The following is a 22,468-nucleotide window of genomic DNA, read 5'->3' on the forward strand; positions in this document are numbered from 1 at the left end:
CGGTATAGCAACCTTGTCGAAGCCTCAGGTCGTTCCGGCCCGCGGGCCCGGAACCACCTCGCCGGCCCCGGCCAGCGGTGGCCCGGCCGGCGCGGTCCCGGCCGGTGCGGTCTCGGCGGCCGGTTCGCCGGTCCCCACCGGCGCGGTCCCGGCGGCCGGTTCGCCGGTCCCGGCCGGCGCGTCGCCGGTGGCCGGCCAGGGCACCTGCGGGGACGCGTGGAAGGTGATGCCGGCGGCGCGCCAGCGCGGGGCCTGGCCGGCGAGCCGGGTCCGGAAGCCGGCCCAGTCCCGGTCGCCCGGGGCCGACCAGCCCAGCTCGGCGATGGCCGGCAACCGGGGGAACGTCAGGTACTCGATCTCCGCCGGCGTCGTGACCGTCTCCGTCCACAGTGGCGATTCGACGCCCAGCACCCGGTCTGCCGGCACGTCCCGCAGGTGGTTGGCGGGCTCCCAGTTGTACGCCCGGCGCACCTCGATCCGGCCGGCCCACTCCTTGCCCAGCCGGGTGTCCGCCGCGTACTTCATGTCCAGGTAGCTGCGGTCGGCGGGGGAGAGCAGCACCTGCGCGCCCCGCCGCACCGCGTCGGCCACCGCCGCGTCGTGCCGGGTGGTGCCCCAGTAATGCACGACGCGCCCGTCCAGGTGCGCGGCCGGGGCGATCTGGTGCCAGCCGAGCACCCGCTTGCCGGTGGCAGCGATGATCGGCTGGACCCGCTCGACGAACCGGGCGTACGCGGCCGGCGGCAGCGTGAACGCCTCGTCGCCGCCCAGGTGCAGGAACTCCCCGGGCGTGAGGTCGGCCAGCTCGCCGAACACGTCGGCCAGGAACGCGTACGTCCGCTCGTTGTCGACGGCCAGCGCGCTGAACCCGACGTCGGTGCCCGCGTACCGGTCCGGGGCCACGCCGCCGGGGGCCAGCTCCGGGTACGCGACGAGGGCCGCGTTGGTGTGCCCGGGCACGTCGATCTCGGGCACCACCGTGAGGTGCCGGCTGGCCGCGTACGCGACGATCCGCCGGTAGTCGTGCGCCGAGTAGTAGCCGCCCGCGCCGCCGCCGACCTGGCTCGCCCCGCCGACCTCGGCGAGCAGCGGCCACGAGTCGATGCCGATCCGCCAACCCTGGTCGTCGGTGAGGTGCAGGTGCAGGTGATTGATCTTGTATCGGGCGAGCTGGTCGACGTACCGGCAGACCGTCGGGACGTCGAAGAAGTGCCGGGCCACGTCGAGCATGGCGCCCCGGTAGGCGTACCGGGGGTGGTCGACGATCCGGCCGCCGGGCACCAGCCAGGGTCCCGGCCGGGGGTCGCCGGCGTCCACGGCCGGCGGCAGCAGCTGCCGCAGGGTCTGCACCCCGTGCAGCAGGCCGGCCGCGGTCCGGGCGCGGATCACGATCCCGTCGGCCGTGGCGTCGAGCTGGTATCCCTCCGCGCCGCCGCTCTCCGGCTCGGTGGACTCGCGGGTGAGTAGCAGGCTGATGTCCCCGTCCGCGGTGGCCACGCCGGCGGGCGCGACCGGCAGGGCGTAGCCGGTGGGCCGGCGCAGCAGCTCGGCGAGCTGCTCGGCCACCGCGAGCGGGCCGGGTTCCGGGGTGGCCCGGACGGTGGTGTCCGGGCCGAGCTGGTAGGTGACGCCGGGCAGCGGCTCCACCCGGACCGGCGCCGGGATCACGGCGCCGAGCCGGGCCGCCGCGGCGCCGGCCGGCGACTGCGAGGGATCGACTTCGGTGTGTGTGACGCGCACGGTGCGTACCTTCTGCTGCGTACCGGAGCCGGCGGCCCGGAGGGGATGCTGTCCAGGCTAGCCAAGGTTTGCTCGGAATTGCTCGTGGAAACGCTCCCATAAACTCGGATGAAAGTGACCACCGGGGACGGCGAGGCGCATTGTCCGACACGGCCGGCCGGGGCAGACTCCGCCGGTGGTCCGGGGCTTCCGGTCCCGGCGCCGACACATTCTTGGCGCATCGACCGATACCAAACTTAATTTAAGCCGTGGAAGATCCATGGTGAGCTCTTGGCCGAGCTGACGAGGAGTGAGCGGGAATGCAGCAGCAACGAAACGAGATGACCGCCGCCGACCTGCGTGAGCTGGCCGCGGAGGTCTTCGAGGTGGACCCCGGGGAGATCACCGAGCAGGCCGGGTTCTATGCGGATCTCGGAATAGATTCACTTCAGAAGATCGAATTCGTGGTACGGATCGAGCGACAGTTCGGGGTACGCCTCACCGACGCCGAGGCGGCCCGGCTCGGCAATTTCGCGGATGTGCTGAACCTGCTTCGCGCCCGGGGAGTCTCCATTGCCGAATGATCGGTTCCGCCGGACCCCGGTGGTGGTCACCGGCGTCGGCGCGGTCTCCGTGGCCGGCCTCGGCGCCGACCGGCTGTGGACGGCCGTGCTCGACCGGCGGGTGCTGACCGGTCCGGTCAGCCGGTTCGACCTGTCCCGCTATCCCACCCAGCGTGCCGGCCAGGTGCCGGACGACGCCCTGGCCGCGCTCGAGCACCGGGTGCCGCCGCACGGGTCGCGGGCCGCCCGCTACCTCGCCGCCGCCGTCCGGGAGGCGCTGGCCGACGCCGGCCTGGCCGACGGAGGGCAGGTCGGCGGCGGGCAGGTCGGCGGCGGGCAGGTCGGCGGCGGGCAGGTCGGCGGCGGGCAGGTCGACCGCGGGCAGGCCGACCGCGGTCCGGTCGCCGCGGCCGGCGTCGTGGGGCTGTATGTCGGCAGCGTGATGGCCACCCGGCCGACCCTCGACGCCGGCATCGGGCCCGCCGGCCTCGCGGTTCCGGGCCGGCTCTGGGCCACGCCGGCCCGGCTGCTCGATCCGGTACGCGAGGTGGTCGGCCGGCCCGGTCCCGCGGTCCTGCTCGCCTCGGGTTGCTCGGTGGGCAACGGCGCGATCGCCGCCGGCCACCGGGCGGTGCTGGCGGGCGAGGTGGACGTGGCCGTCTGCGCCGGCGTCGAGGAGCTCTCGCTGGAGATCTTCGCGATGTTCACCGCGCTCCGGGCCCTCGCCCCGGACCTGGTCCGGCCGTTCGACGCCGACCGCCGCGGCACCATGCCGGCCGAGGGGGCCGGGGTGCTGATCCTGGAGCGGGCCGACCGCTGCGCGGCGCGCGGCGGCCGGCCCCGGGCCACCGTGCTGGCCTGCGCGTCCGCGGCCGACGCCCACCACATGACCCAGCCGCACCCGGAGGGGGCGGCCCTGGCCGCCACCCTGCAGGCGGTGCTCGACGCGGCGCGGATCGAGCCCGACGAGCTGGACTGGGTGTGCGCGCACGGCACCGGAACGCCGGCCAACGACGGGGTCGAGGCGCGCGCCACCGCCAAGGTGCTGACCGGCCGCCGCCGCCCGCCGGTCTCGTCGGTGAAGGGCCAACTGGGGCACGCGGCCGGCGCGGCCGCCGCGCTGGAGGCCGTGCTCGCGGTGTGCGCGCTCACCGACGACGCGATCCCGGGAAACGTGAATCTGCGCTCTCCCGACCCGGCCTGCGACGGGCTCGATCTGGTGCCGGCGGAGGGCCGCCGGCAACCGGTCTCCGTGGTGGCCAGTCCGGCGTACGGCTTCGGCGGCGGGGTGACCACGCTGCTGCTCGGCAAGGGGGATCGTGGTGCAGATTGACGTGTCCGGGCTCGGCCTCCGGCTGCCCGGGGTGGCCGGCCCGATCGACCTGGTCCGGCAGCTCACCGGCGCCCTCGCGGTGCCCGGCGGCGCGCGCGAGCTGACCGCTCCGCACACCGACCTGCCGCCGATCCGCCGCCGGACGGCGGATCCGGTGCCGGTCCGGCTACCCGAGGGGCTGCCGACCAGGGGCCTGCGGGGCTGGCCGCACGAGTCGCTGCTGGCGCTCGCTGCGGCGGCCGAGGCCGGCATCGAGGCGGGACCGCCCGCCGGGCTGCGGACCGTCGGCACGGCCGAGGCGGGCGCCGGGGCGCCGGGCGGACCCGCCGGGCCGGCCGCCGGGGCGCTGGGCGGACCCGCCGGGCCGGCCGCCGTCGGGCCGGACGAGCCCGCACCGGGCGGCGCCGTGCTGTGGGCCAGCTCGACCGCCGGCCTGCGCGAATACGCGGCCATCTGCACCGACGCGGCGCTGCTCGACCCGGGTCTCACCAGCCCGGTGCTGGCGCCGCTGTCCGCGTACAACGGTCCGGCCGCCACCGTCTCGATCCGGCTCGGGCTCACCGGGCCGACCGAGACGGTGATCGGCGGGGTGACGGCTGGGATGTCGGCCGTGGTGGAGGCCGTCCGGTTCCTCGCCGCGGGCGCCGCGGTCCGGGCCCTGGTCGGCGGCTCGGCCTCGATCAGCCGGTGGAGCGTCCCGGACGGCGACCACGGACCCGAGACCGCGGCCGGGATGCCGGCCGAGGGTGCCGGCTGCCTGGTCCTCGACCGATCACCGGCCGCCGCCGGCACCGGTGCCGGCGGCGCCGCCGGCACGGTCCGGCTGCTGGCCGCCCGGCGGATCGGGCTGGCGCACCCGGACGAGCTGACCGACGTGCTCGCCGGCTCGTCGACGGGGTCCGGCGGGCCGGCCGGGTCGGGCGGGCCAGCCGGGTCGGGCGGGTTGGCAAGGTCGGGCGGGCCGGTCGGGTCCGGCGGGCCGACCGGGTCGGGTGGGCCGCCGGAGCTGGTGGTGCTGTCCAGCGCCGATCCGGGGGCGGTCGAGGGGCTGGGGGCGCGGAACGCGTACCACCTGGAGGGCCGGCTGGGCGACTTTGGCGCGGCCGGCGGCCTGCTGGCGGTGGTCGCGGCCGTCGCGTACTGCCGGACGGCCGCCGGGCCGGTCACGGCCCGCGCGGTGGCCGTGGAGCCGGGCATGGCGTGCATCGTGGAGGTGGCGGCCGGATGACCGACCTGGACCTGCTCGACCGGCTGCTCGGCCGGCACCTGGCCGACGGCCGGGGGGAGGCCACCGCGTACGTCGACGCGGAGGGCCGGATCGGGTACGCCGAGCTGTACCGGGCGGTGCGCTGGTACGCGGCCCGGCTGGCCGCGGCCGGGATCCCGCCCGGCTCGCCCGGCCTGGTGGTGGCCGACGACGCCATCCCGACCGTGGTGGCGATCCTCGCGCTCTGGTGGCGCGGCATGGTGGCCGTCCCGGTGAGCCCGCTGCTGACCGTGGCCGAGTTGGAGTTCCTGGCGGCCGACTGCCGGGCCCGGTACCTGCACCTGGACGCCCGGGCCGCGGCGGCGACGCCGGCCCAGGGCGCCCTCGATGTGCCGCGCGGCGGCCCGGACTGGGCCGCGCCGGTGGAGTTCGCGCCGCCGCCGCCCGCGGCGCCGCCGCCGGCCGAGGTGGTGCTCATCCAGTACACGTCGGGCAGCACCGGCGTGCCGAAGGGGGTGCTGCACACCGGGTCCGGCATCGCGGCCGTGCTCGATGGGTTCGGCCGGATCCTCGACCTCGCGCCCGACGACCGGGTGCTCTCGACGGCCAAGCTGTCCTTCGGGTACGGCTTCGGCAACTCGCTGCTGTTCCCGCTCGCGGCCGGCGCGTCGGCCGTGCTCAACCCCGGGCCGCCCGATGTGTACGCGGTCGGCGCGGCGGTGGATCGGCACCGGCCCACGGTGCTCTGCGCGGTGCCCCGGATCTACGCGGCGCTGCTGGACCGGGCCGGGGCGCCGGAGCGGGCCGACCTCGGGTCGCTGCGGCTGGCCGTGTCGGCCGGCGAGCACCTGCCGGCCGCAGTCTGCGCCGACTTCACCCGGACCTTCGGGGTTCCCCTGATCAACGGCCTGGGCGCGACCGAGGTGCTGCACATCGTGGTGGCCACCCGGGGCACCGAGCCGGGCTCGACCGGCACGGCCGTGCCGGGCGCCCGGGTGACCGTGCGCGACGACGACGGCCGGGAGGTGCCCGACGGTACGGAGGGCCGGTTGCACGTGGGCGGCGCATCGGTGGCGGCCGGCTACCTGGACCGGCCGGAGGCGGCGGCCCGCACCTTCGTCGCCGGCGGCGCGTACACCGGGGACGTGGTGCGGCGCGGGCCGGACGGCCGGATCGGGTACGTCTGCCGGCGCGACGACCTGCTGAACATCGGCGGGTTCAAGGTGTCGCCGTTCGAGATCGAGGCGACGGCCCGGGACGTGCCGGGGCTGGCCCAGTGCGCGGTGGTGGGCTCCCGCGACGCGCGCGGCCTCGAACAGGCGGTGGCGTACGTCGTACCGGCCGATGGCGCCGACCGCGAGGAGGTGCGCGGGGCGGCCCGGGCGGCGTTCCGGCGCGGCCTGCCCCCGCACAAGCGGCCGGTGGCCGTCGAGGTGGTGGACGAGCTGCCGACCACCTCCACCGGCAAGCTGGCCCGGTACCGGCTGCGCGCCGCCCCGGTGCCGACCCCGCGCGACCCGGCCGCCGCCGGGTCCGCCGAAGCGGCCGAACCGGCCGCTGGCGAGGCGGGCCGGTCGGGGCCCGGCGGTGCCTGACCCGACGCCGGCGCCGGCCGTCCCGGGTCCGCGTTCGGCTGACGCCGCGCCCGCCGCGTCCGCCGCGTCCGCCGCGTCCGCCGCGTCCGCCGCGTCCGCCGCGTCCGCCGGGCCCGCCGCGCCCGCCGGGCCCGCCGCGCCCGGCCGTGCCGACCCCGCGGTGGTGGTCGCGCTGCGGACGCTGCGCGAGGGGGACGGGCCGACCCTCGTCTGCCTGCCGCACGCCGGCGGCTCGGCCGGATCGTTCAGCCGGCTGGCCGGTCGGCTGCCGGCGGGCTGGCGGGTGCTGGCCGGCGAGGCCGAGCACGACGGCGCCGCCGACCTGGACCGGGTGGCCCGGGCCTGGGCCGAGGCCGTCCGCCCGTACCTGTCCGCCCGGACCGTCCTGCTCGGTCACAGCCTGGGCGCGGTGCTGGCGCTCGCGGTGGCCGACCTGGTCGGCGGCGACCTGGCCGGGACCCGGCTGCTGCTCGCGGCGCCGCCGCTGGCGGTGGGCGACGTGGTCCGCGAGCTGCTGGCCCGGCCCGGCGACGCGGCGCTGGTGACCGGCCTGACCGAGCTGGGGCTGCTGCCGCGGACGTCGCTGACCCCGGAGGAGGTCGGTCGCCTGCTGCTGCCCCGGTTCCGCCGGGACATCGCGCTGGCGCCGGACGGGCTGACCCGGCCGGTCACGGTGCCGGTGCGGATCCTCCTCGGCGCCGGCGACCGGCTCTGCCCGCCCTCGGCCGTGACCGAGCGGTTGCCGCCGGCCCTGGTGCTCGACTGCCGGGTCCTCCCGGGTGGCCACTACTTTCTGACCACCGAGCCCGCCCGGTCGGCCGCCGCGATCGCCGAGATGTACGGGAGTGACTAGGTGCGCGATTGTGCTCGGGGGAACGCTCCCATGCCCCGGACGAAGCGGGACAGCCGGGACCGTTGTGCGCATTCTCACCGGATGCTGTCCCCTCACCCGCCGTTCGCTTAGCCTTCGCCCACCAAGCGGGCCGCACGGGCCGGGACCGACGCGGTGGGTCGGTTGCCTCTGGTGCGGTGGTGTGGCTGCGGGGTAAGAAGCAACTAAACCTTCGTTCAGTGTGGAACGGCGCGGGAGGCTTCCGGTGGCATCGCAGACCAAGTACGTGTACGACTTCGCCGAGGGCAACAGGGACATGAAGGACCTGCTCGGCGGCAAGGGCGCCAACCTGGCGGAGATGACCAACCTCGGCCTGCCGGTGCCGCCCGGCTTCACCATCACCAGCGAGGCGTGCAAGGCCTACCTGGACAGTGGCGAGACCCCGAGCGGCCTGGCCGGGGAGATCGGCGAGCACCTGGCTGCGCTGGAGAGCGCCATGGGCAAGCGGCTTGGCGACGCGGACGACCCGCTGCTGGTCTCGGTCCGGTCGGGCGCCAAGTTCTCGATGCCCGGAATGATGGAGACGGTGCTCAACGTCGGGCTCAACGACGAGAGCGTGCACGGGCTGGCCCGGCAGGCGGGCGCGGGCGCCGAGACGGCCGGTGGCGCCGACCCGGCCGCGGCCGAGCGGTTCGCCTGGGACTCCTACCGCCGGCTGATCCAGATGTTCGGCAAGACCGTCTGCGACGTGCCGGGCGACGAGTTCGAGCACGCGCTGGAGGGCGCCAAGAAGGCCAAGGGCACCGCCAACGACCTGGACCTGGACGCCAACGACCTGCGGGCGCTGGTCGACGCGTACAAGACGATCTTCGTGCGGCACACCGGGCGGGACTTCCCGCAGGCGCCCCGGGAGCAGCTCGACCTGGCCATCAACGCGGTCTTCGAGTCCTGGAACGCCGAGCGCGCCGTGCTCTACCGCCGGCAGGAGCGCATCCCGGCCGACCTGGGCACCGCGGTGAACGTGGTGGCCATGGTGTTCGGCAACCTCGGCCCGGACTCCGGCACCGGCGTGGCGTTCACTCGCGACCCGGCCAGTGGCCACCAGGGCATCTACGGCGACTATCTGGCCAACGCGCAGGGCGAGGACGTGGTGGCCGGCATCCGGAACACCGTCCCGCTGCAGGACCTGGAACGGCTCGACAAGACCTCGTACGACGAGCTGCTCGGCATCATGGCCCGGCTCGAGGAGCACTACAAGGACCTGTGCGACATCGAGTTCACCATCGAGCGCGGCAAGCTGTGGATGCTGCAGACCCGGGTGGGCAAGCGGACCGCGGCGGCCGCCTTCGTCATCGCCACCCAGCTGGTGGACGAGGGCCTCATCGACCTCGACGAGGCGCTCAACCGGGTGACCGGGGTGCAGCTCGCGCAGCTGATGTTCCCGCGCTTCGGCGAGGGCGCCGAGGTGGAGCTGCTCACCAAGGGCATGAACGCCTCGCCGGGCGCCGCGGTCGGCCGCGCGGTCTTCGACTCGTACACGGCGGTGAAGTGGTCGCGGTCCGGCGAGAAGGTCATCCTGGTCCGCCGGGAGACCAACCCGGACGACCTGGACGGCATGATCGCCGCCCAGGGCATCCTCACCTCGCGGGGCGGCAAGACCTCGCACGCCGCCGTGGTGGCCCGGGGCATGGGCAAGACCTGCGTGTGCGGCGCCGAGGAACTCGACGTCGACACGAAGGGTCGGAAGTTCACCGGCCCCGGCGGCGTGGTCGTCGAGGAGGGTGACGTCATCTCCATCGACGGCAGCAGCGGCGCAGTCTACCGCGGCGAGGTGCCGGTGGTGCCCTCACCGGTCGTCGAGTACTTCGAGGGTCAGCTCGACCCGGCGGCCGAGGACGCCGACGAGCTGGTCAAGGCCGTACACCGGATCATGTCGCACGGCGACGAGGCGCGGCGGATGGCCGTACGGGCCAACGCCGACACCCCGGAGGATGCGGAGCGGGCCCGCCGGTTCGGCGCCCAGGGCATCGGCCTCTGCCGCACCGAGCACATGTTCCTGGGCGAGCGGCGGCAGTACGTCGAGCGGCTCATCCTGGCCGACTCGGACGACGAGCGGGAGAAGGCGCTGGCCGCGCTGCTGCCGCTGCAGCGGGAGGACTTCGTCGGCATCTTCGCGGCGATGGACGGGCTGCCGACGACCGTACGGCTGCTCGACCCGCCGCTGCACGAGTTCCTGCCGGACATCACCGAGCTGTCGGTCCGGGTGGCGGTGGCCGAGGCGCGCGGCGAGGCGCACGAGAACGAGCTGCGGCTGCTGCAGGCCGTACACCGGCTGCACGAGCAGAACCCGATGCTCGGGCTGCGCGGCGTCCGGCTCGGCATCGTGGTGCCCGGGCTGTTCGCCATGCAGGTACGGGCGATCATCGAGGCCGCGGCCGAGCGCCGCAAGGCCGGCGGCGACCCCCGGGTGGAGATCATGATCCCGCTGGTCGACGCCGTGCAGGAGCTGGAGCTGGTACGCGAGGAGGCCGAGCGGATCGCGCACGAGGTGTGCGAGCGGGAGGGTGTCGAGGTCCCGTACCTGATCGGCACGATGATCGAGCTGCCGCGGGCGGCGCTGACGGCCGGCCAGATCGCGGAGGCCGCGCAGTTCTTCTCCTTCGGCACCAACGACCTGACCCAGACCACCTGGGGCTTCTCCCGGGACGACGTGGAGGCCGCGTTCTTCTCGGCGTACCTGGAGCGGGGCATCTTCGGGGTGTCGCCGTTCGAGACGCTGGACCGCGACGGCGTGGGCCGGCTGGTGCGGATCGCCAGCGAGGAGGGCCGGGCCACCCGGCCGGACCTCAAGCTCGGCATCTGCGGCGAGCACGGCGGCGACCCGGACTCGGTGCACTTCTTCCACGAGGTGGGCCTGGACTACGTGTCCTGCTCGCCGTTCCGGGTCCCGGTGGCCCGGCTCGAGGCCGGCCGGGCGGCCGTGCAGACGGCCGGCTCGGACAGCCGCTGACCCTCGCACGGGGCAGCGGAACTCTCGGCGACCGTGCCGCAGACGGTCCTCTCCGCAATCGCCATGCCTCTCGGTCATATATGACCGAGAGGCATGGTCGCTGCGGTTGTGATGGCGTCCAGGCGGGAGTTTCTGCCCGGAACGTCCGGGTTGGAGCCGCCTGCTGGCCTGCCGGTAGGGGGCGGTCCGCCCGGGCGACCCGTCAGGGGTGGCCGGGCGGGCGGCGGCGGTCGAGAACCGTGCGCGGACCCGTCGCCGGGGTACGCGTCGCGCGGGAGGTCCGCAGCTCGGTGGCCGGCCGCGGCGCCGGCGTGCCCGTCGTGCCGGGGGCCGGTGGCCAGAGCGAGTCGACGAGGTCGCCCAGCCGGTGGGCCAGCGCCCGCGCCTCGGGGTGCAGCCGGGTCAGGTTGACGGCCGGCCGGGTCACCACGGCCAGCAGCGCCTGCCGGCCCGCGGGATAGCAGGCGACGTACCCCTCGGTGCCGTGCACGACGATCTCCCGGAGCTGGCCCTGCCCGACGGTGTCGGCGAACCGGCCGCCCAGCCCGGCGCCGGCCGCGGCCATCGCGGCCACGTGCTCGGGGTTGATCCCGGGCAGGTCGCTGGTGATGTGCAGGCCGTCGACGCCGGCCAGCACGCTGCCGGCCACATCGGACCGACGTCGGCGCAGCTGGTGCAGCTCGCGCCGCAGGGCGGCTTCGGCATCCACAGGCGTCTCCTCGCGCTCGGCGGCCGCCGCTGGATCAGGGCGCGCCTTTCGACATCCGGTGACGTTCCGCTTCCGGCACGCTACACCCGGGCCGCGGGTCGATGTGTGCCGCGTTGGTCGGCGATCGGTCATCAACTCTGCCCTATCGGGGGTTGCCATCGCCACCTCCGCAACCGTCGTCGCACCGGCGTAACCTGACCGTCACGAGTTGGCCGTCGCGACGAGGAGGCATCGCCGGTGGGCAGTCAGTGGGAGAACCTGGTGATCGACGCCCAGGATCCGGCCCGCCTCGCCCGCTGGTGGGCGGAGGCGCTCGGTTACGAGGTCGTCCACGAGTCGGTCGACGAGGTGGAGATCCGCCGCGCCCCGGACGCGCTGCCCGCGCTGATCTTCGTGCCCATCCCGGAGGGCAAGACGGGCAAGAACCGCCTGCACCTCGACCTGCGTCCGGACGACCGGGAGGCCGAGGTCGAGCGGCTGGTCGACATGGGGGCCCGGCACGTGGCCGTCGGGCAGCCGGCCGACGTGGGCTGGACGGTCCTGGCCGATCCGGAGGGCAACGAGTTCTGCGTGCTGGCCGCGGCGCGGTGAGCCGTCCGGTCCGGGCGGGCGACCCGAGGGACGCCGAGCGCTGGGTGGCCGAGCCGGCGAAGGACTCGGGCGCCGGCCGGGGACCGTTCCAGCGCGACCGGGGGCGGGTGCTGCACTCGGCCGCGTTCCGCCGGCTGGCCACCAAGACCCAGGTGCACACGGCCGGCACCGACGATTTCCTGCGGACCCGGCTCACCCACTCGCTGGAGGTCGCCCAGATCGCCCGCGAGATGGGGCAGCGGCTGGGCTGCGATCCGGACGTGGTGGACGTGGCCGGGCTGGCGCACGATCTGGGGCACCCGCCGTTCGGGCACAACGGCGAGGCCGCGTTGGACCTCGCGGCCGCCGAGTGCGGCGGCTTCGAGGCCAACGCGCAGACCCTGCGGGTGCTCACCCGGCTGGAGGCCAAGGTGTACGGCCCGGACGGCCGACCGGCCGGGCTGAACCTCACCCGCGCGGCGCTGGACGCCGCCACGAAGTATCCGTGGCCGCGCCGGCCCGGCCGGCGCAAGTTCGGGGTGTACGCCGACGACCAGCCCGTGTTCGGCTGGATCCGCGCGGGCGCCCGCGCCGAGGCGCCGTGCCTCGAGGCGCAGGTGATGGACTGGGCCGACGACGTGGCGTACTCGGTGCACGACGTGGAGGACGGCGTGCACGGCGGCTACCTCACGGTGGCCCGACTGGTCGGGTCGGCGGAGGAACGGGCCGCGCTCTGCGCCGACGCGGCGGCCACGTACTCGGCCGAGCCGGTCGACTACCTCGCCGGCGTGCTGGCCGAGCTGCTCGCCGACCCGGTGCTCGCGCCGCTGTGCGGGTATGACGGCAGCCACCGCGCGCAGGCCGCGGTGAAGGCCACCACCAGCGTGCTGGTCGGGCGGTTCGTGGCGGCCGCGGTCACCGCGACCAGCCGCCGGCACGGCCCGGGACCGGTCCGCCGGTACGGCGCCGACCTGGAGGTGCCGCGGCCGATCCGCGCGCAGTGCGCGCTGCTGAAGGGCATGGCCCTGCGGTACGTCATGCGCCGCAGCGGCGCCCGGGCCCGGTACGAGCGACAGCGCGAGGTGCTCACCGAGCTGGTGGGCTGGCTCCACCGGCACGCCCCGACGGGCCTCGACCCGGTGTTCGCGCCCGAGTGGGCGGCCGCGCCGGACGACCCGGCCCGGCTGCGGGTGGTGATCGACCAGGTGGCCTCGCTGACCGATCCGGCCGCGGTGGCCTGGCACCGCCGGCTCGTCCGCGGCCGCCGGTCGCCCGGCTAGCCGCACCCCCGGCGCCGCCGGTCCGGCCGCGGTCGCGGATTAGCCGCACCCGGCGCCGTCGGTCCGGCCGCGGTCGCGGATTAGCCGCACCCCGGCGCCGCCGGCTCGTCCGCGGTCGCGGGTCCGCGCGGGGTAGCCTCACCCGCATGGCGGAGCGGACGAAGCGGGTCACCACGGCCCGGGTGGCCCGGACCGAGCGGATCACCCCGCACATGATCCGGGTTGTGCTGGGCGGCGAGGAGCTGGCGGGGCTCGACGTGGGTGAGCACACCGACCACTACGTCAAGCTGATCTTCCCCCGGCCCGACGTGCGCTACCCCGAGCCGTTCGACCTCAACGCCGTGCACCGGGAGCTGCCGCGCGAGCAGTGGCCGCGGCTGCGGTCGTACACGATCCGCGCCTTTGACCGGGCGGCCCGGCAGCTCACCATCGACTTCGTGCACCACGGCGACGAGGGCCTGGCCGGACCGTGGGCGGCGGCCGCGCGGCCCGGCGACGTCATCCGGTTCCTCGGCCCCGGCGGCGGGTACGCCCCCGACCCGGCGGCCGGCTGGCACCTGCTGGTCGGCGACGAGAGCGCGCTGCCGGCCATCTCGGTGGCGCTGGAGCGGCTGCCCGTCGGGGCGCCCGCGCGGGTCTTCCTGGAGGTGTCCGACGGCGCCGAGGAGCAGAAGCTGCCCACGGCCGCCGACGCCGAGATCGTCTGGGCGCACCGGGGCGATCGGCCGGTGGGGGAGCGGTTGCTGGCCGCCGTGGCGGGCCTGGACTTCCCGGCCGGCGACGTGCACGCGTTCGTGCACGGCGAGGCCACCTTCGTCCGCGCGCTGCGCCGGCTGCTGCGGGTGGACCGCGGCGTGCCGGCCGAGCGGCTCTCCATCTCGGGCTACTGGCGCGCCGGGGTGGACGACGAGGGCTGGCGCGCGTCGAAGCCCGAGTGGAACCGCCAGGTCGAGGCCGAGGAGGCCGCCGCGCGGTGAGGGACGGGCTGCCGGGCGGCCTCCCTTCGCGCCGGGCGCGCCCGGGGCCGGTCAGCGCCGCCGGCGTGCCGGGGCGAGCTGGTCGAAGCAGTAGTAGACGGCCAGCGCCGCGTGCACGGTCAGCGTGGCCACCGCGCCGACGAAGGCGAGGCCGACCGTCAGCGCGTACAGGATGACGCCGGCGCCGAACCGGCGCAGCGTGGCCCGGGCGGTCGCCGGGTCCACCGGCCGGTGCAGCGCGCGGGCGTCCCGGGTCAACGCGAGGAACAGCAGCGTGAACGCGATGGCCATCATCAGCATGGTGCCGCTGTAGACCGCCGCGGCCGTGTGCGCGTCGGCCCCGGCGGTCAGGTATTCGGCCAGCAGCCTCGTCGGGAACGGGATGACCGACACGGTGAGCAGCAGGAAGAGGTTCGCGAACAGGGTCAGCCGGTCCACCCGGCGGACCAGCCCGCAGAGAGCGTGGTGGTTCACCCAGATGATCCCGATGACCAGGAAGCTGACCAGGTAGGCGAAGTAGGCGGGCCACTCGTGGCCCAGGGCCGCCGCCAGCGACTCGCCGTGCCGCTCGTCCCGCGGCGGTACGACGAGGTCCAGCACCAGCAGGGTGATGGCGATCGCGAAGACCCCGTCGCTGAACGCCTCCAACCGGCCGGTGCTCAGGTCCGGTCCGGTCGGATCCGGGGCGGGTGGGTCGAGCTGACTGTCGGACATGGCCCTTCCCGGCGCCGCGCGGATGACTGGCCGGAGCATAATCCGTAGGCGGTCCGCCCGGCAGCCAAGTCCGGATGCGCCGCGGCACGGAGGCGTGGTGGAGCAACGGTCACTGGTGGGCCGCACCGGGGTGGTGGTCCACCCGGTCCGGGGCGGGGACCGTCCCGGGGAGGTCCGGGTGGTGGTTGACGGCATGGCGCACTATTACCTGGCCTACGCCGTGTCGGCCCTGCCGGCCGGCGCCGAGGTCCTCATCATCAACAACCGCGGGGCACGCCAGATCGACGTCGAGCCATGGCCCGGCATCGTCGGCGGCGGGGTCTCCGGGGACATGGAAGGGTTCGGCTGATGTTCGGATATCGCGTGCCCGCCCCGAACGAGGCGCTGCTGATCAGCGGTCGCAAGCAGCGCGGGGCGGAGGCGTTGCCGTTCAAGATCGTGACCGGGCACGGCGTGTTCGTCGTACCGGTCTTCGCCAAGGCCACCCGATTGACCCTGGCCATGCAGGAGGCCGAGGTCGTCGAGGACTGCTTCACCAAGCAGGGCATCACGCTGAACGTGCACGCGGTCATCGCGTTCAAGGTCGGTGACGACCGCGAGTCGATCGCGGCCGCGGCGCGGCGGTTCCAGGGCGACCAGACCCAGATGCCCACGCTGGTGGGCCGGATCTTCAGTGGACACCTGCGCAGCATCATCGGCAGCATGACGGTCGAGTCCATCATCCGGGAGCAGCAGACGCTGGCCGACGCCATTGTGGACGCCAGCAAGACCGAGATGGCCCGGATCGGCCTGTCCGTCGACTCGCTGCAGATCAGCAGCATCGACGACAAGGGCGTGGGCTACATCCGGGCGCTCGCCGCGCCGCACCAGGCGAAGGTCAACCAGGACGCGAACGTGGCGCAGGCGGCGGCCGACCAGGCGAGCGCCATGGCTCAGCAGGAGAGCATGCGTTACCAGGCCGAGTACGCGCGCGAGACGGCCATCGCCCGGGCGCGGTACCAGGCCGAGATCGATCAGGCGCAGCAGACCGCCGCCCAGGCCGGTCCGCTGGCGGCCGCCCGCGCCCAGCAGGAGGTGCTGGTCGAGCGGGCCGTGGTGGCGCAGCGGAACGCCGAGCTGCGCGAGGCGGAGCTGCAGGCCGAGGTGGTCCGCCCGGCGCAGGCCGAGGCCGAGCGGATCACCACGCTGGCCCGCGCGCAGGCGGACGCCACCAAGCTGTCCGCCGAGGCGGCCGCGGCGCAGGACCGGATCGCCCTCGACCAGCTCGTCATCCAGCAGCTGCCCGAGCTGGTCCGGGCGGCCGCCGACGGCCTGCGCGGGGCCAACCTCACCGTGCTCGACGGCGCGGAGGGGATGAACTCGGCGGTGGCCTCCCTGATCGGGCAGGGCATGGCGGTGCTCGAGTCGCTCCGGTCGGGCGTCCGGTCGACGAGTTCCGCGTCGGGAACGCCGGCCGCCGCGCCGTTCGATGCTCCGGGCGCCCCGTCGGCCGCCGGCCGCGCCGAGGTCGTGCCGGTCAACGGCGCCGGCGACGCCACGCCGGCCCCCCGCCGTCCCCGCTGACCTTGCGCCCCGGACTCCCTGCGGCGCGGGCGCCCGCGCGGCCGGCACCCGCGGGGCGGGCCCCGCGGCACCCACACCCCGGCACGGCGCAGCCGCCGCCGCGCCGGGAGTGCGGCGCCGGTCAGAGCTCGGCCGCCGCGCCGGGAGTGCGGCGCCGGTCAGAGCTCGGCCGGCGCGGCGATGCCGAGCAGGTCCAGGCCGGTGCGCAGGACCTCGCCGGTGAGCGCGCTGAGCGCCAGCCGGTTCTCCCGGACGCCGGCCGGCGCCCGCAGCACCGGGCAGTGCTCGTAGAAGTCCGTGTACGCCTGTGCCAACGCGTACAGCCAGCCGCAGAGCCGGTGCGGCTCGGCGGTGCGGGCCACCTCGGCGAGCAGATCGCCGAAGCCGTCCAGGTGCAGCACCAACCGCCGCTCGGGCCCGGTCAACGGGATGTCCGGCGCGATCCGGTCGGGGTGGACCGGCTCGCCGGCCCGGCGCAGCAGCGACCGGATCCGGGCGTGCGCGTACTGGAGGTAGACCCCGGTGTTGCCGGTCAGCGCGAGCATCCGGTCGAGGTCGAAGACGTAGTCCCGGCCCCGGCCGGTGGACAGGTCGGCGTACTTCACCGCGCCGATGCCCACCTGCCGGGCCCGCGCGGCCAGCTCGGCCGGCGGCAGGTCCGGGTTCTTGGCCGCCACCACCGCCCGGGCCCGGTCCACCGCCGCGTCCAGCAGCTCGGCCAGCCGCACGGCGTCGCCGGCCCGGGTCTTCAGCGGCCGGCCGTCCGGGCCGAGGACCGCGCCGAACGTGAGGTGTTCGGCGGACACCGGGTCGGGCAGCCAGCCGGCCCGCCGGGCGGTGTCGAAGACCATCCGGAAGTGCAGCGCCTGCCGCACGTCGGTGAGGTAGAGCAGCCGGTCCGCGGCCAGCGTCCGGACCCGGTGCCGCAGCGCCGCCAGGTCGGTGGCCGGGTAGCCGTACCCGCCGTCGCGCTTGCGCACGATCAGCGGTACGGGCGCCCCGTCCGGGCCGCGCACGTCGGCGAAGAAGACGCACAGGGCGCCCTCGCTGACCCGGGCCACGCCGGCGCGCTCCAGCTCCGCCACCACGCCGGCGAGCTGATCGTTGTACGCGCTCTCGCCGCGGATGTCGCCGGCGGTCAGCCGCACGCCGAGCAGGTCGTAGACCTCGCTGAAGTACCGGGTCGACTCGGCCACCATGGACCGCCAGGCGGCCAGCGTGGCGGGGTCGCCGGCCTGCAGGGCCACCACCCGGTTCCGGGACCGCTCGACGAAGGCGGGGTCGGTGTCGAACCGCAGCCGGGCCTCCTGGTAGAGCGCGGTGAGCCGGCGCACCGCGGCGGCGCCGCCGCCGGGCGTCGACCCCCCGGCAGTCGCGTCCCCCACCGTCGCGCCGCCCGCCGGACCCGGATCGTCCGGGTCGGCATCCGCGCCCGGCCGCCGCTCCATGAGGTGCTGGATGAGCATGCCGAACTGGGTGCCCCAGTCGCCGATGTGGTTCTGCCGCAGCACCGTCCCGCCGAGGAATTCGAGCACCCGCACCAGCGCGTCACCGATGATGGTGGAGCGCAGGTGGCCGACGTGCATCTCCTTGGCGACCCCGGGCGACGAGTAGTCGACCACGGTCCGGACGCCCCGCTGAGGCCGGCCGGCGCCCGAGCGGGGGTCGGCCAGCAGGGCGGCGACGCGCTGCCAGAGCGCCGCGTCGGCGAGGGTGATGTTGAGGAAGCCCGGCCCGGCGGCCACGCAGGCGGCCACGAGGTCGTCCCCGGCCAGCGTCCCGGCCACCGCGGCGGCCGCCTCCCGCGGCGCCCGCCCGGTCGACCGGGCCAGCCCGAGCAGGCCGTCCGCCTGCAGGTCGGCCCGCTCCGATCGGCGTACCCGCGGGTCGAACGGCCCGGCGCCGGGCAGCGTCCGGTCGGTGGCGGCGGTGATCCGGTCGGCGACGAGCGTGGCGAGGCTGGGCATCAGGACATCCTCTGTGGACTGTGCGGTCGGGTCCGCCGGTCCGGCGGCCGGAGCGGCGGGTTACGGAGCGATGGGCGCGCGTCCGGCGTTGCGGCGGGAGCGCGGGGACCGGCCGGCCGACGCGTACCCGTGGACCGGGTCGGTCGTACCGGTGGACATGGTGTCGGCGGCGGCGAACGGGCGCGCGGCGGGTGACCGGCGCGGGCGCGGCTCAGCGGAGGCGCGGCCTCATCGTCGTCGGAGCGCGCGGCGCCGGATCGGGTGTGCCACCACGACCACCGCCTTCGCGCTCGGCGGCGTCGAAACCTCGACGCCGGATGACGGGAACTTTACCCGACTCGGGGGGCTCCCGGCGATGTAGTACACCTGCTACATTCTGCGGTACTGGTTAGATGCTTAGGGGGAGAGCTGTGACAACCGTGCGGGAGCCGGAACCGGTCCACCAGGCCGACCCACCGGATGACGACCTGGTGCTGGACGTGCGCGACCTGCGCATGCGGTACGGGACGACCGACGTGCTGCACGGGGTCAGCTTCACGGCCCGGCGCGGCGAGGTGCTGGCGCTGCTCGGGCCGAACGGCGCCGGCAAGACCACGACCATCGAGATCCTCGAGGGCTTCCGGCTGCGCTCGGCCGGTGCGGTGCGGGTGCTGGGCGCCGACCCGGGACGGGCCGGCGAGATCTGGCGGGCCCGGGTCGGCGTGGTCCTGCAGTCCTGGCGGGACCACGGCAAGTGGCGGGTCCGCGAGCTGCTCGCGCACCTCGGCTCGTTCTACGCCGCCTACTCCACCGACCGGATCCGCCGCCCGTGGGAGGTGGACGAACTGCTCGCGGCCGTCGGCCTCACCGAGCAGGCGGGCCGGCGGGTGCGGCAGCTCTCCGGCGGCCAGCGCCGCCGGCTGGACGTCGCGGTCGGCATCGTCGGCCGGCCCGAGCTGCTGTTCCTGGACGAGCCCACGGTCGGCTTCGACCCGGCGGCCCGGCGCGAGTTCCACGACCTGGTGCACCGGCTCGCCGACCTGGACGACACCACCATCCTGCTCACCACGCACGACCTGGATGAGGCGGAGAAGCTGGCCGACCGGATCCTGATCCTGGCCGGCGGTCGGATCATCGCGGACGGCTCGGCCGACCAGCTCGCCCGGCAGGTGGCCGGCGAGGCGGAGGTCCGCTGGAGCATCGACGGGGACCGGTTCGTGCACGCCACGGCCGACGCCACCCGGTTCGTGCGGGAGCTGTTCCGGCAGCACGGCGACGCGGTCGACGACCTCGAGGTGCGCCGGACGAGCCTGGAGGACACCTACATGGCCATGGTCTACGAGCAGGAGACGGGCGCCGCGGGCGGCGCCGCCGTCCGCGCCCTGGAGGAGTCGGGACGATGAACCCCAGCACGCTGAACCCCACCACCGCCGCCGTGCGCGCCGGCGTCTCGCGCGGCTGGACCGAGCTGCGCAACTCGTTCGCCAACTGGCAGGACCTGTGGGGCTACTTCTTTCCCACGGCCATCCTGCTGATCGTGATGTTCTTCATGCGCAATTCGACGGTGCCCGGCACCACCTTCTCGCTCGGCACCCGGACGCTGCCCAGCACCCTCGGCATGGGGCTGGCCTTCACCGGCATGGTCGGGGTGGCCCAGCAACTCCTGGTCGAGCGGGAGGACGGCACCCTGCTGCGGGCCAAGGCCGTCCCGAACGGGATGCTCGGCTACCTGATCGGCAAGGTCGTGTCCATCGCCTGCGTGGCGCTCATCGGCCTGGTCCTGCAGGTGGTGCCCGCCACCCTGTTCCTGCACGGGCTGGCGATCCACGGCGTGGGCGGCTGGTTGACCCTGCTCTGGGTGGTGGTGCTGGGCCTGCTGGCCACGCTGCCGATCGGCGCGGTTCTCGGCTCGCTCTTCGAGGACGCCCGCAACTTCGGCCTGATCGTGCTGCCGATCATGGGCTCGATCGCCATCTCCGGCATCTTCTACCCGATCAACAGCCTGCCCGGCTGGGTCCAGGCCGTCGGCCAGGCGCTGCCGATCTACTGGCTAGGGTTGGGCATGCGCTCGGCGCTGCTGCCGGACGGCATGGCCGCGGTGGAGCTGGGGCACTCCTGGCGGCACCTGGAGACCGCGCTCGCGCTGGGGGTCTGGGCGGTCCTCGGGCTGGTGCTGGCGCCCGTGGTGCTGCGCCGGATGGCCCGCCGGGAGTCCGGCTCCCGGGTGGCCGCGCGCCGGGAGAAGGCCATGCAGCGGGTGAACTGAGAGGCGCGTCGATGAGTGAGACGGTCTACAACCGGATCTCCATGCTGCGCGCCGAACGCGGCATCTCCCGCCGCCAGCTGGCCGACGCGCTCGGGGTGCACTACCAGACGGTGGGTTACCTGGAGCGCGGCGAGTTCCGGCCCAGCCTGCACCTGGCGCTGCGGATCGCCGCGTACTTCCAGGTGCCGGTGGAGGTGGTCTTCTCGGTGGAGCCGTTCCCCCGGCTCGGCGAGGACACCTCCGCCGGACCCCGAGCGGGATAGATCGCCGGCACAGGGCAGGATGTATCGGTAAGGGGGTGGCAGATGGCTGGGCGGATCCGGGACGAGGACATCACACTGGTCCGGGAACGCACCGCCATCGCCGACATCATCTCCGAGTCCGTCACGCTCCGTCCCGCGGGCGGCGGCAACCTCAAGGGGCTGTGCCCGTTCCACGACGAGAAGTCGCCGTCGTTCAACGTCTCGCCCGCCCGGAACGTCTTCTACTGCTTCGGCTGCGGCAAGGGCGGGGACGCCATCTCCTTCCTGATGGACGCCGAGCACCTGACGTTCGTCGAGTCGGTGGAGCGGCTGGCCGACCGGGCCGGCATCCAGCTGCGGTACATCGAGGCCGGTCCGGCCCCCATCCGCGCCCAGCAGGGCCAGAAGCAGCGGCTGGTGGCCGCGCACGCGGCGGCCGTCGAGTTCTATGCCGGGCAGCTCGGCACGCCGGGCGCGCGGGCGGCCCGGGAGTTCCTGGCCAGCCGCGGCTTCGACCGGGCCGCCGCGCAGCGGTACGGCTGCGGCTTCGCGCCCGAGGGCTGGGATCCGCTCACCCGGCACCTGCGGCAGAAGGGCTTCACCACCCAGGAGCTGATCACCGCGGGGCTGTCCCGGCAGGCGCGGTCCGGTTCGCTGATCGACCGGTTCCGCCGCCGGCTGCTGTGGCCGATCCGGGACCTGGCCGGCGACGTCATCGGGTTCGGCGCGCGGAAGCTGTTCGACGACGACGACGGTCCGAAATACCTCAACACCCCCGAGACGCCGATCTACAAGAAGTCGCACGTGCTCTACGGCCTCGACCAGGCCAAGCGGGAGATCGCCAAACAGGGTCGGGCGGTGATCGTCGAGGGCTACACCGACGTGATGGCCTGCCACCTGGCCGACGTGCCGGTCGCGGTGGCCACCTGCGGCACGGCGTTCGGCGCCGACCACATCGGCGTGCTCCGCCGGCTGCTCATGGACACGGACGGCCGGGGTGGGGAGATCATCTACACCTTCGACGGGGACGCGGCCGGGCAGAAGGCGGCGCTGCGCGCGTTCGAGGAGGACCAGCGCTTCGTCGGACGTACCTTCATCGCCGTGAGCCCGGACAACATGGACCCCTGCGAGCTGCGGCTGGCCAAGGGCGACATGGCCGTGCGCGACCTGGTCGCCCGCCGCGAGCCGCTGGTCGACTTCGCGCTGCGCCAGATCATCAGCCGGTACGACCTGGACACCGTCGATGGTCGGGTGGAGGCGATGCGGCACACCGCGCCGCTGGTCGCCAAGATCAAGGACCGGGAGAAGCGACCGGAGTACGTCCGGAAGCTGGCCGGTGACCTCGGCATGGAGATCGAGCCGGTGCAGCGGGCCGTGCTGGCCGCCGGGTCGCAGCAGCCGCCCGCCGCGCGCGGGGACCGCCGGCCCGCCGACCCGCCCGCGCCCCGCCGCCCCGAGCCGACGATCGACAGCCCGCAGTCCCTGGTCGAGCGGGAGGCGCTGAAGCTCGCCCTGCAGGTTCCGGTGCTGGCCGGGCCGATGTTCGACGCGCTCGGCCCGGACGCGTACCTGCACCCCGTACACCGGGCGGTGCGGGTCGCGGTCGACGGCGCCGGCGGCGCCGCAACGGCCACCGGCGGCGCCGTCTGGATCGAACGCGTCCGGGACGCCTGCGGTGATCTCGCCGCTGCGGCCCTGGTCGGGGAGCTGGCCGTCGAGCCGCTGCGGATCGACGGCGAGCCCGACCCGCGGTACGTCTCCATCACGCTGGCGCGGTTGGAGGTCGGCTCGGTGACGGCACGCATCCGGGACCTCAAGTCCAAGATCCAGCGGGTGAATCCGGTGGCCAGCAAGGACGAGTACTTCGCGCTCTTCGGCGAGCTGCTCTCGCTGGAACAGCACGCGCGGGCGCTGCGCGAGCAGGCGGCGGGAGGGCTTTAGA

Annotated in this window: 19 protein-coding genes; 15 read left to right on the forward strand and 4 right to left on the reverse strand. The window is 75.0% G+C overall.

The window, feature by feature from the left end:
• Positions 1-24: 24 nt before the first annotated feature.
• Entirely contained in the window at positions 25-1,740 is a 1,716-nt protein-coding gene (locus ACFFHU_RS10210; RefSeq protein ID WP_377337548.1) for a beta-N-acetylhexosaminidase, read from the reverse strand.
• Positions 1,741-2,039: 299 nt separating this feature from the next.
• Between ACFFHU_RS10210 and ACFFHU_RS10215 the strand changes: the two genes are divergently transcribed.
• From ACFFHU_RS10215 to ppdK, 6 genes are all read left to right on the forward strand, one after another.
• On the forward strand, positions 2,040-2,303 hold the full coding sequence (locus ACFFHU_RS10215) for an acyl carrier protein (protein ID WP_377337550.1): 264 nt from the start codon (positions 2,040-2,042) through the stop codon (positions 2,301-2,303).
• Positions 2,293-3,615 carry a beta-ketoacyl-[acyl-carrier-protein] synthase family protein gene (locus ACFFHU_RS10220; protein WP_377337552.1) on the forward strand — a complete coding sequence of 441 codons (1,323 nt, stop codon included), beginning with the start codon at positions 2,293-2,295 and terminating at the stop codon, positions 3,613-3,615. Before ACFFHU_RS10215 ends, ACFFHU_RS10220 begins: the two co-directional genes overlap by 11 nt.
• Positions 3,605-4,843 (forward strand): hypothetical protein, encoded by a 1,239-nt coding sequence (locus tag ACFFHU_RS10225; protein WP_377337554.1) that lies wholly within the window; start codon positions 3,605-3,607, stop codon positions 4,841-4,843. Before ACFFHU_RS10220 ends, ACFFHU_RS10225 begins: the two co-directional genes overlap by 11 nt.
• Positions 4,840-6,417 carry an AMP-binding protein gene (locus ACFFHU_RS10230; RefSeq protein WP_377337557.1) on the forward strand — a complete coding sequence of 526 codons (1,578 nt, stop codon included), beginning with the start codon at positions 4,840-4,842 and terminating at the stop codon, positions 6,415-6,417. The genes ACFFHU_RS10225 and ACFFHU_RS10230 overlap by 4 nt, the downstream gene beginning before the upstream one ends.
• Positions 6,418-6,580: 163 nt before the next feature.
• Positions 6,581-7,270: a thioesterase II family protein gene (locus tag ACFFHU_RS10235; RefSeq protein WP_377337559.1), complete on the forward strand. Its 690-nt coding sequence runs from the start codon at positions 6,581-6,583 to the stop codon at positions 7,268-7,270.
• A 244-nt stretch (positions 7,271-7,514) separates the two neighbouring features.
• Positions 7,515-10,259 (forward strand): pyruvate, phosphate dikinase, encoded by a 2,745-nt coding sequence (ppdK, locus tag ACFFHU_RS10240; RefSeq protein ID WP_377337560.1) that lies wholly within the window; start codon positions 7,515-7,517, stop codon positions 10,257-10,259.
• A 202-nt stretch (positions 10,260-10,461) separates the two neighbouring features.
• Here ppdK and ACFFHU_RS10245 read toward each other — a convergent pair whose 3' ends face one another.
• Positions 10,462-10,968, reverse strand: a complete 507-nt coding sequence (locus ACFFHU_RS10245) for a roadblock/LC7 domain-containing protein (RefSeq protein WP_377337563.1) — start codon at positions 10,966-10,968, stop codon at positions 10,462-10,464.
• 237 nt (positions 10,969-11,205) lie between these two features.
• On the opposite strand from ACFFHU_RS10245, the gene ACFFHU_RS10250 reads away from it, so the two are divergent.
• From ACFFHU_RS10250 to ACFFHU_RS10260, 3 genes are all read left to right on the forward strand, one after another.
• Positions 11,206-11,559 carry a VOC family protein gene (locus tag ACFFHU_RS10250; RefSeq protein WP_377337564.1) on the forward strand — a complete coding sequence of 118 codons (354 nt, stop codon included), beginning with the start codon at positions 11,206-11,208 and terminating at the stop codon, positions 11,557-11,559.
• Positions 11,556-12,818, forward strand: coding sequence for a deoxyguanosinetriphosphate triphosphohydrolase (locus ACFFHU_RS10255; RefSeq protein ID WP_377337566.1), 1,263 nt, complete (start codon positions 11,556-11,558; stop codon positions 12,816-12,818). Before ACFFHU_RS10250 ends, ACFFHU_RS10255 begins: the two co-directional genes overlap by 4 nt.
• A 146-nt stretch (positions 12,819-12,964) precedes the next feature.
• Positions 12,965-13,795, forward strand: coding sequence for a siderophore-interacting protein (locus ACFFHU_RS10260; protein WP_377337568.1), 831 nt, complete (start codon positions 12,965-12,967; stop codon positions 13,793-13,795).
• A 51-nt stretch (positions 13,796-13,846) separates the two neighbouring features.
• Here the strand turns inward: ACFFHU_RS10260 and ACFFHU_RS10265 are convergent, their stop codons facing one another.
• Positions 13,847-14,509, reverse strand: a complete 663-nt coding sequence (locus ACFFHU_RS10265; RefSeq protein WP_377337571.1) for a TMEM175 family protein — start codon at positions 14,507-14,509, stop codon at positions 13,847-13,849.
• A 97-nt stretch (positions 14,510-14,606) separates the two neighbouring features.
• On the opposite strand from ACFFHU_RS10265, the gene ACFFHU_RS10270 reads away from it, so the two are divergent.
• Entirely contained in the window at positions 14,607-14,858 is a 252-nt protein-coding gene (locus tag ACFFHU_RS10270; RefSeq protein ID WP_377337573.1) for an NfeD C-terminal domain-containing protein, read from the forward strand.
• A complete protein-coding gene (locus ACFFHU_RS10275; protein ID WP_377337575.1) occupies positions 14,858-16,072 on the forward strand; it encodes an SPFH domain-containing protein in 1,215 nt (404 codons plus the stop codon). The genes ACFFHU_RS10270 and ACFFHU_RS10275 overlap by 1 nt, the downstream gene beginning before the upstream one ends.
• A gap of 158 nt (positions 16,073-16,230) precedes the next feature.
• On the opposite strand, the gene argS is transcribed toward ACFFHU_RS10275, so the two are convergent.
• Positions 16,231-18,039: an arginine--tRNA ligase gene (gene argS, locus ACFFHU_RS10280; protein ID WP_377337577.1), complete on the reverse strand. Its 1,809-nt coding sequence runs from the start codon at positions 18,037-18,039 to the stop codon at positions 16,231-16,233.
• Positions 18,040-18,449: 410 nt separating this feature from the next.
• Here argS and ACFFHU_RS10285 point away from each other — a divergent pair, with 410 nt between their 5' ends.
• The 4 genes from ACFFHU_RS10285 to dnaG are packed head-to-tail and all read left to right on the forward strand — an operon-like array spanning position 18,450 to position 22,467.
• A complete protein-coding gene (locus ACFFHU_RS10285; protein ID WP_377337579.1) occupies positions 18,450-19,421 on the forward strand; it encodes an ABC transporter ATP-binding protein in 972 nt (323 codons plus the stop codon).
• A gap of 11 nt (positions 19,422-19,432) precedes the next feature.
• On the forward strand, positions 19,433-20,284 hold the full coding sequence (locus ACFFHU_RS10290) for an ABC transporter permease (RefSeq protein ID WP_377337653.1): 852 nt from the start codon (positions 19,433-19,435) through the stop codon (positions 20,282-20,284).
• 11 nt (positions 20,285-20,295) lie between these two features.
• Positions 20,296-20,547: a helix-turn-helix transcriptional regulator gene (locus tag ACFFHU_RS10295; RefSeq protein ID WP_377337581.1), complete on the forward strand. Its 252-nt coding sequence runs from the start codon at positions 20,296-20,298 to the stop codon at positions 20,545-20,547.
• 42 nt (positions 20,548-20,589) lie between these two features.
• Positions 20,590-22,467, forward strand: a complete 1,878-nt coding sequence (gene dnaG / locus ACFFHU_RS10300; protein WP_377337583.1) for a DNA primase — start codon at positions 20,590-20,592, stop codon at positions 22,465-22,467.
• Position 22,468: the final 1 nt, after the last annotated feature.

Origin of the sequence: Plantactinospora siamensis, assembly GCF_042434095.1 — a bacterium.
Taxonomy (GTDB): domain Bacteria; phylum Actinomycetota; class Actinomycetes; order Mycobacteriales; family Micromonosporaceae; genus KBS50.